The organism is Longimicrobiales bacterium (assembly GCA_035764935.1).
In the GTDB taxonomy this organism is placed as follows: Bacteria; Gemmatimonadota; Gemmatimonadetes; order Longimicrobiales; family RSA9; genus DASTYK01.
Window position 1 is genome coordinate 1 of the sequence record DASTYK010000022.1, and the last position, 5,504, is coordinate 5,504.

Consider the following 5,504-nt stretch of genomic DNA (forward strand, 5'->3'; position numbering starts at 1 on the left):
GACCGCCTCGCGCACGGCACGCATCCCCGCCGCGTGGCCCCGAAAGCGAGGCAGGCCGCGAGCGCGCGCCCAGCGGCCGTTGCCATCCATGATGATCGCAACGTGGACCGGTGGGCACGCGCCCACCGCCACTCCCAGTGACGAGCCGGCTGCTTCGCCCAAGCTCAGACCTCCATGACCTCCTCCTCCTTGGCCTTCAGGAGGTGGTCGATCTTGCCGATGTATTCGTCCGTGAGCTTCTGCACTTCGTCCATCTGGCGACGCGCGTCATCCTCGCTCATGTCGCCATCCGACTGCTGCTGCTTCAGCGTCTTGTTCGCCTCCTGGCGCGCGTGCCGCACCGCGACGCGCCCCTCCTCCGCCAGCTTGTGCAGCATGCGCACCATCTCCCTGCGCCGCTCCTCGTTCAGCGCGGGGATCGGCACGCGGATCACACCGCCGTCCGTCGCCGGGTTCAGCCCCAGCTCCGCATTGCGGATAGCCTTCTCCACCGGGGCAACCAGCCCCTTGTCCCACGGCTGCACGATCAGCATTCGCGGCTCCGGCGCGCTCACCGTTGCGACCTGGTTCAACGGCATCTTCGAGCCGTACGCATCGACGCGCACGATATCCAGCAGCGCGGGCGATGCCTTGCCTGTCCGCACGCCCGAGAACTCGCGCCGCATCGCCTCGAGCGCCTTTTCCATCTGCGCGCGCGCTTCCTTGGCTGCCATGACCCCTCCACCTCGTTGGAATCGCTGAAAATCGGGAAGATATCCGGACCGCCCGCACGGGACCAGCGCCCCGACCGCGGCATTGCCCCGGACGTCGCACGCGGGCGACGTCCGGCGCGTCAGGAAACCAGCGTACCCATCTCCTCGCCCCGCAGGGCGGCGGCCACTGCCCCGCGCTCGTGGATGTTGAGCACGATGATCGGCAGTCCGTTGTCCTTGCAGAGCGAGACCGCCGCGGCGTCCATGACCTGCAGTTCACGCGTGAGCACGTCGTGGAAGCTGAGACGCCGGATGAACTCGGCGTCCGGGTCCTTGGCCGGATCGGCGGTGTAGATCCCGCTCACCTTGGTCGCCTTGATCAGCACGTCGGCATCGACTTCGATCGCGCGCAACACCGCCGCCGTGTCGGTCGAGAAGTACGGGTTGCCGGTCCCGCCAGCGAAGATCACGACTCGGCTCTTCTCCAGGTGCCGCAGTGCGCGCCGGCGGATATACGGCTCCGCGAGCGCCTCCATGCGGATCGCCGTCATCACCCGCGTGTCGACGCCCTTGCGCTCCAGCAGGTCCTGCAGCGCCAGCGCGTTGATGATCGTGGCGAGCATGCCCATGTAATCGGCGCTCACCCGGTCCATCCCCTGCGCACTCGCCTGCGTGCCGCGCACGATGTTGCCGCCGCCGATGACCAGGCCGATCGAGACACCCATTCCGTGCAGCGACCGGATCTCGTCCGTGAGCCGGTCCACGACCGGCGGCGAGATCCCGAAGCCCTGCTCGCCCGCCAGCGCTTCGCCGCTCAGCTTCAGAACGACGCGACGATACTTCAGCTCCTCGGCCGCCATTACTCGCCGAGCTGGTAGCGGACGAACCGGCGCACCACGACGTTTTCGCCCGTCTTTGCGGCCACGTCCTGCACCAGCTCGCGGATCGTCTGCTTGCCTTCCGGGTCCTTCACGAAGACCTGCTCCATCAGCGTGCTGTCCTTGAAGAACCTCTTCATCTTGCCGTCGACGATCTTGTCCCACATCGCCTCCGGCTTGCCTTCGTTCTTCACCTGCTCGCGGTACACGCCACGCTCACGCTCGATCAGCTCGGCAGGCACATCCGACTCGTCCACCGCCACCGGCGACATCGCCGCAATGTGCATCGCCAGGTCGCGCCCGAGCTGGATGAGGGCATCGTTGCGCGCCACGAAGTCGGTCTCGCAGTTCACCTCGACCATCACCGCGACCTTGTTGTTCGTGTGCAGGTACGTGCCGATCACGCCCTCGCTCGCCTCGCGCTCCGAACGCTTCGCCGCCTTCGCCGCACCCCTCGCGCGCAGGACGTCGATCGCCGCCTCCATATCGCCGTTCGACTCCTGCAGCGCCTTCTTGCACTCCATCATCCCGGCGCCCGTCCGCTCGCGCAGCTCCTTCACCATTCCAGCAGTAATCGTGGCCATTATCCGCAATCGTTCAGTGTGTTCGTCGAAACCGGGCGTCCGAATGGGAACCGGGCCCGGGCGTCGGGCCCGGTTGCCCGGACCCGCATTGTCGTTTCCTGCTATGAAAAAGCGCTGCAGAGCTGCAGGGCGTGCAGCGCTGCAGCGCTTCTCGCGCTGAGCGATTCGAGAGCCCCTAGGACTCTCCGCCCTCCGCCTCGCCGCCCTCCGCTGCGTCCTCGCCTTCACCCGTGCGCAGCGTGGCAATCACCTCGGGACGCGGACGACGCTTGCGCCGCGGGCGCTTCCGCTTGCCGCGATCGTCCGAACGCTCCTCCTGCGCCAGCCCGCCCTCGGTCGAATACGTCGACGCCTCGACCTCGTCGGCACGACGCCGCGCCTCAGGCGGCAGCTCGCGACGCGCCTGGGCAATCGAACTGGCGATCGCACCCGCGATGAGCGAGACCGAACGGATCGCGTCGTCGTTCGCCGGGATCGGATAGTCGATGACGTCTGGATCCGCATTCGTATCCGTGATCGCGATTACCGGGATGCCCAGCTTGTTGGCCTCCTTGATCGCGATCGTCTCCTTCTTCGCGTCCACCACGAAGAGCGCACCCGGCAGACGGCCCATGTCCTTCACACCGCCCAGGTACTTCTCCAGCTTCTCGCGCTCGCGCTGAAGCAGGAGCTGCTCCTTCTTCGTGTAGAACTCGTAGGTCCCCTCCTCGAGCCCGCGCTCCAGCTCCTTCAGGCGCCGGATCTGCTTGCGGATCGTCGAGAAGTTCGTGAGCATCCCGCCCAGCCACCGCTCGGTGACGAAGAACGCGCCCGCGTCCGTCGCCTCCTGCTCGATGATCGAACGCAGCTGCCGCTTGGTGCACACGAACAGCACGCGATCACTGTTCAGCGTGACATCACGCACGGCCCGCTGCGCCGCCTGCAGCGCGTTCAGCGTCTTCTTGAGATCGATGATGTGGATGCCGTTGCGCTCCGCGAAGATGAACTTCCGCATCTTCGGGTTCCAACGGCTGCTCTGGTGGCCGAAGTGGACGCCGGCCTCGAGCAGATCCTGGATCTGGGGCTCTACCATCTGTTCCTCGTTCGGGGTTCAGAGCGGGCCATGCGGCCCGCCCGCCTCCACCGCCTTCGCCCGCACTGCCTCGCCCGCGTGGGCACCCCGACAGTGCGTCCGGCGGTGTGTGTAGTACCGGCCCCAACCTGCGGAGCCGGCCGGTTCCTCATCCTGCCTGCACGCGCTGCGTGCGGGCGATCAACGCTTCGAGAACTGGAAGCGCTTGCGGGCGCCCGGACGGCCGGGCTTCTTGCGCTCGACCTCGCGCGGGTCACGCGTCAGCATGCCCTTCTCGCGCAGCGCGCCACGCAGCTCCTCGTCGTACTTCAGCAGCGCGCGCGCAAGCGCCAGGCGCGCAGCACCCGCCTGGCCCGTCGTGCCGCCACCGTCCAGGTTCAGCTTCACGTCGAAGCGGCCCTGCGTGTTCGTCACCGCCAGCGGCTCCTGCACGTGCTGCACGAGCGAGGAGCGCGGGAAATACTGGTCGATCGGACGGCCGTTGACCTCCCACTTGCCCGAGCCCGGCTTCAGCCACGCCCGTGCCGTGCTCGTCTTGCGCCGGCCCAACCCGTTGAACTGCGTCTCGTTCGCCATCCTCAGATCTCCAGCGGCTGCGGCTGCTGCGCCTCGTGCGGATGCTCCGCACTCGCATACACCTTCAGCTTGCGCCGCATCAGGCGGCCCAGGTTGTTCTTCGGCAGCATCCCCTTCACCGCCAGCTCGACCACCCGCTCCGGGTGCTTCTCGAGCATCGTGGAGACAGGAATGTGCTTCTCGCCGCCGATGTAGCCCGTGTGCCGGAAGTACGTCTTGTTCTCCGCCTTCGTGCCCGTAAGGCGCACCTTGTCGGCGTTCACGACAACGACAAAGTCGCCCGTGTCGAGATGCGGCGTGTACATCGGCTTGTGCTTGCCGCGCAGCACCTGCGCGATCTTGCTCGCCAGACGCCCGAGCACGACGTCCTCGGCGTCCACGACCCACCAGCGCCGCTCGATCTCCGGCGCCTTCGGTGTGTAAGTCTTCATGCCCAACCCCTGGTTCGTCACGAAAGCGGGACAGCTTTGAAGGATAGGTTCAGGAGGGGCGGGTGTCAACCGGAGGTGGCGCGTTTTTCAGTGGACGGCAATGGGCGCGCTGGCCTTCCGGAGGCGCCCGGTCAGGACGATTCGGCTGCCGGTTGCAGACACCCCCGGAGCCCCGGGCGGTGGAGTGTGGATCGGCGCCGGCGGTGGCCGCTTGGGGTGGAGTGCGGACCGGCGCGGCGGTGGCCGCCTGGGGTGGAGTGTGGACCGGCGCGGCGATGGCCGCCAGGCGGAGCGCCGCCGGGCGCTACGGGACGCCCTCGTGCCAGGCACCTTCGCGCCGTAAGACCGGCCCCACGACGCAGTTTCCGAGGATTGGGGACACGTTGACGGCGCATGCTGCGTCGGAATTGCCCCAGAACGGGCTCGCGAATGCGGTGGGGCCACGGCGACGGTCCATTCTGGGCGAAATCAGCACCGCACGCTCAGAACCGAGACGTGGGGCAGAGTTGACGTCTACTGGCCGATGCAGCAGAGGCGGGCATGACCGGGCGCGCGCTTGCGGAGGCAGGAGGGGTCCGGCCTCTGCCCGTCCCGGCCGCGCTCCCGGAGCGGGCGCCCGGACGGTCAGCGCGCCCGCCGCCGCGCCGTCTCCAGTGCGCTGTCGATCCCGAACCAGCTGCAGACCACCTCGTCGCCCACCTGGACCCTCCTCCATCTGTCGATGGATACGCCGCACGTACTATGGTCCCGGGCGATGAGCCTGTTCGGCTCGTCCTTGGCGGCGACCTCCTTGCTCGCCGCGGGAATGCCGAGTTTGTTCGCGACCAATAGCGTGGCGACGTTCTTCGCGGTGGCGCAGCCGCTCAGGCTCAACGAGACGATCATGACGAGGAGGATTCGCTTCATCGCTGTGCTCCTGTACCAGTCTTTCCACGGTATGCTCTCCGCAGTGGCAGCACCAGCCCGCCGTTCAGGACATTCGCGACGCGCCGTTCAGGTAATCCAGCCGCCTGTGTCCACGATTACCCAGCCGCTCTGGGTGAGCATCAGCGTGTACTCCCGGCCGCTGGCCCAACCGCCCGCGGCCTGGTGCGGCTCGCGCGCGTGTCGGCTCACCTGGTCGATGCTCAACCGGACGAACGGTCCTGCGCGCCGCAGCTCCCCGACGCTGATGAGGGTCGCCGCGACACGCGGTGGTTGGGCACGCCATTCCTCAACGGTCACGATCTGCACGCGATCCTGCCATGCGGCGATCACGGCGGGAGGCAGTC

The 5,504-nt window shown here is 67.6% G+C and carries 9 protein-coding genes; all 9 read right to left on the reverse strand.

Going from position 1 to position 5,504, the window contains the following annotated elements; all coding sequences use genetic code 11:
• The coding region (locus tag VFU06_01545) for an undecaprenyl diphosphate synthase family protein (GenBank protein ID HEU5208067.1) at positions 1–90 on the reverse strand (90 nt) is incomplete at its 3' end.
• Positions 91–164: 74 nt separating this feature from the next.
• On the reverse strand, positions 165–713 hold the full coding sequence (gene frr / locus VFU06_01550; GenBank protein HEU5208068.1) for a ribosome recycling factor: 549 nt from the start codon (positions 711–713) through the stop codon (positions 165–167).
• A gap of 119 nt (positions 714–832) precedes the next feature.
• Positions 833–1,552: a UMP kinase gene (gene pyrH / locus VFU06_01555; GenBank protein HEU5208069.1), complete on the reverse strand. Its 720-nt coding sequence runs from the start codon at positions 1,550–1,552 to the stop codon at positions 833–835.
• Positions 1,552–2,154 (reverse strand): translation elongation factor Ts, encoded by a 603-nt coding sequence (gene tsf / locus VFU06_01560; GenBank protein ID HEU5208070.1) that lies wholly within the window; start codon positions 2,152–2,154, stop codon positions 1,552–1,554. Before tsf ends, pyrH begins: the two co-directional genes overlap by 1 nt.
• Positions 2,155–2,329: 175 nt before the next feature.
• Positions 2,330–3,226, reverse strand: coding sequence for a 30S ribosomal protein S2 (gene rpsB / locus VFU06_01565; protein ID HEU5208071.1), 897 nt, complete (start codon positions 3,224–3,226; stop codon positions 2,330–2,332).
• Between the two features lie 180 nt (positions 3,227–3,406).
• Entirely contained in the window at positions 3,407–3,802 is a 396-nt protein-coding gene (gene rpsI / locus VFU06_01570; GenBank protein ID HEU5208072.1) for a 30S ribosomal protein S9, read from the reverse strand.
• A gap of 2 nt (positions 3,803–3,804) precedes the next feature.
• Positions 3,805–4,233 (reverse strand): 50S ribosomal protein L13, encoded by a 429-nt coding sequence (rplM, locus tag VFU06_01575; protein ID HEU5208073.1) that lies wholly within the window; start codon positions 4,231–4,233, stop codon positions 3,805–3,807.
• A gap of 624 nt (positions 4,234–4,857) precedes the next feature.
• Positions 4,858–5,139: a hypothetical protein gene (locus VFU06_01580; GenBank protein HEU5208074.1), complete on the reverse strand. Its 282-nt coding sequence runs from the start codon at positions 5,137–5,139 to the stop codon at positions 4,858–4,860.
• A gap of 87 nt (positions 5,140–5,226) precedes the next feature.
• A partial coding sequence (locus VFU06_01585) for a hypothetical protein (GenBank protein HEU5208075.1) occupies positions 5,227–5,504 on the reverse strand: 278 nt, incomplete at its 5' end.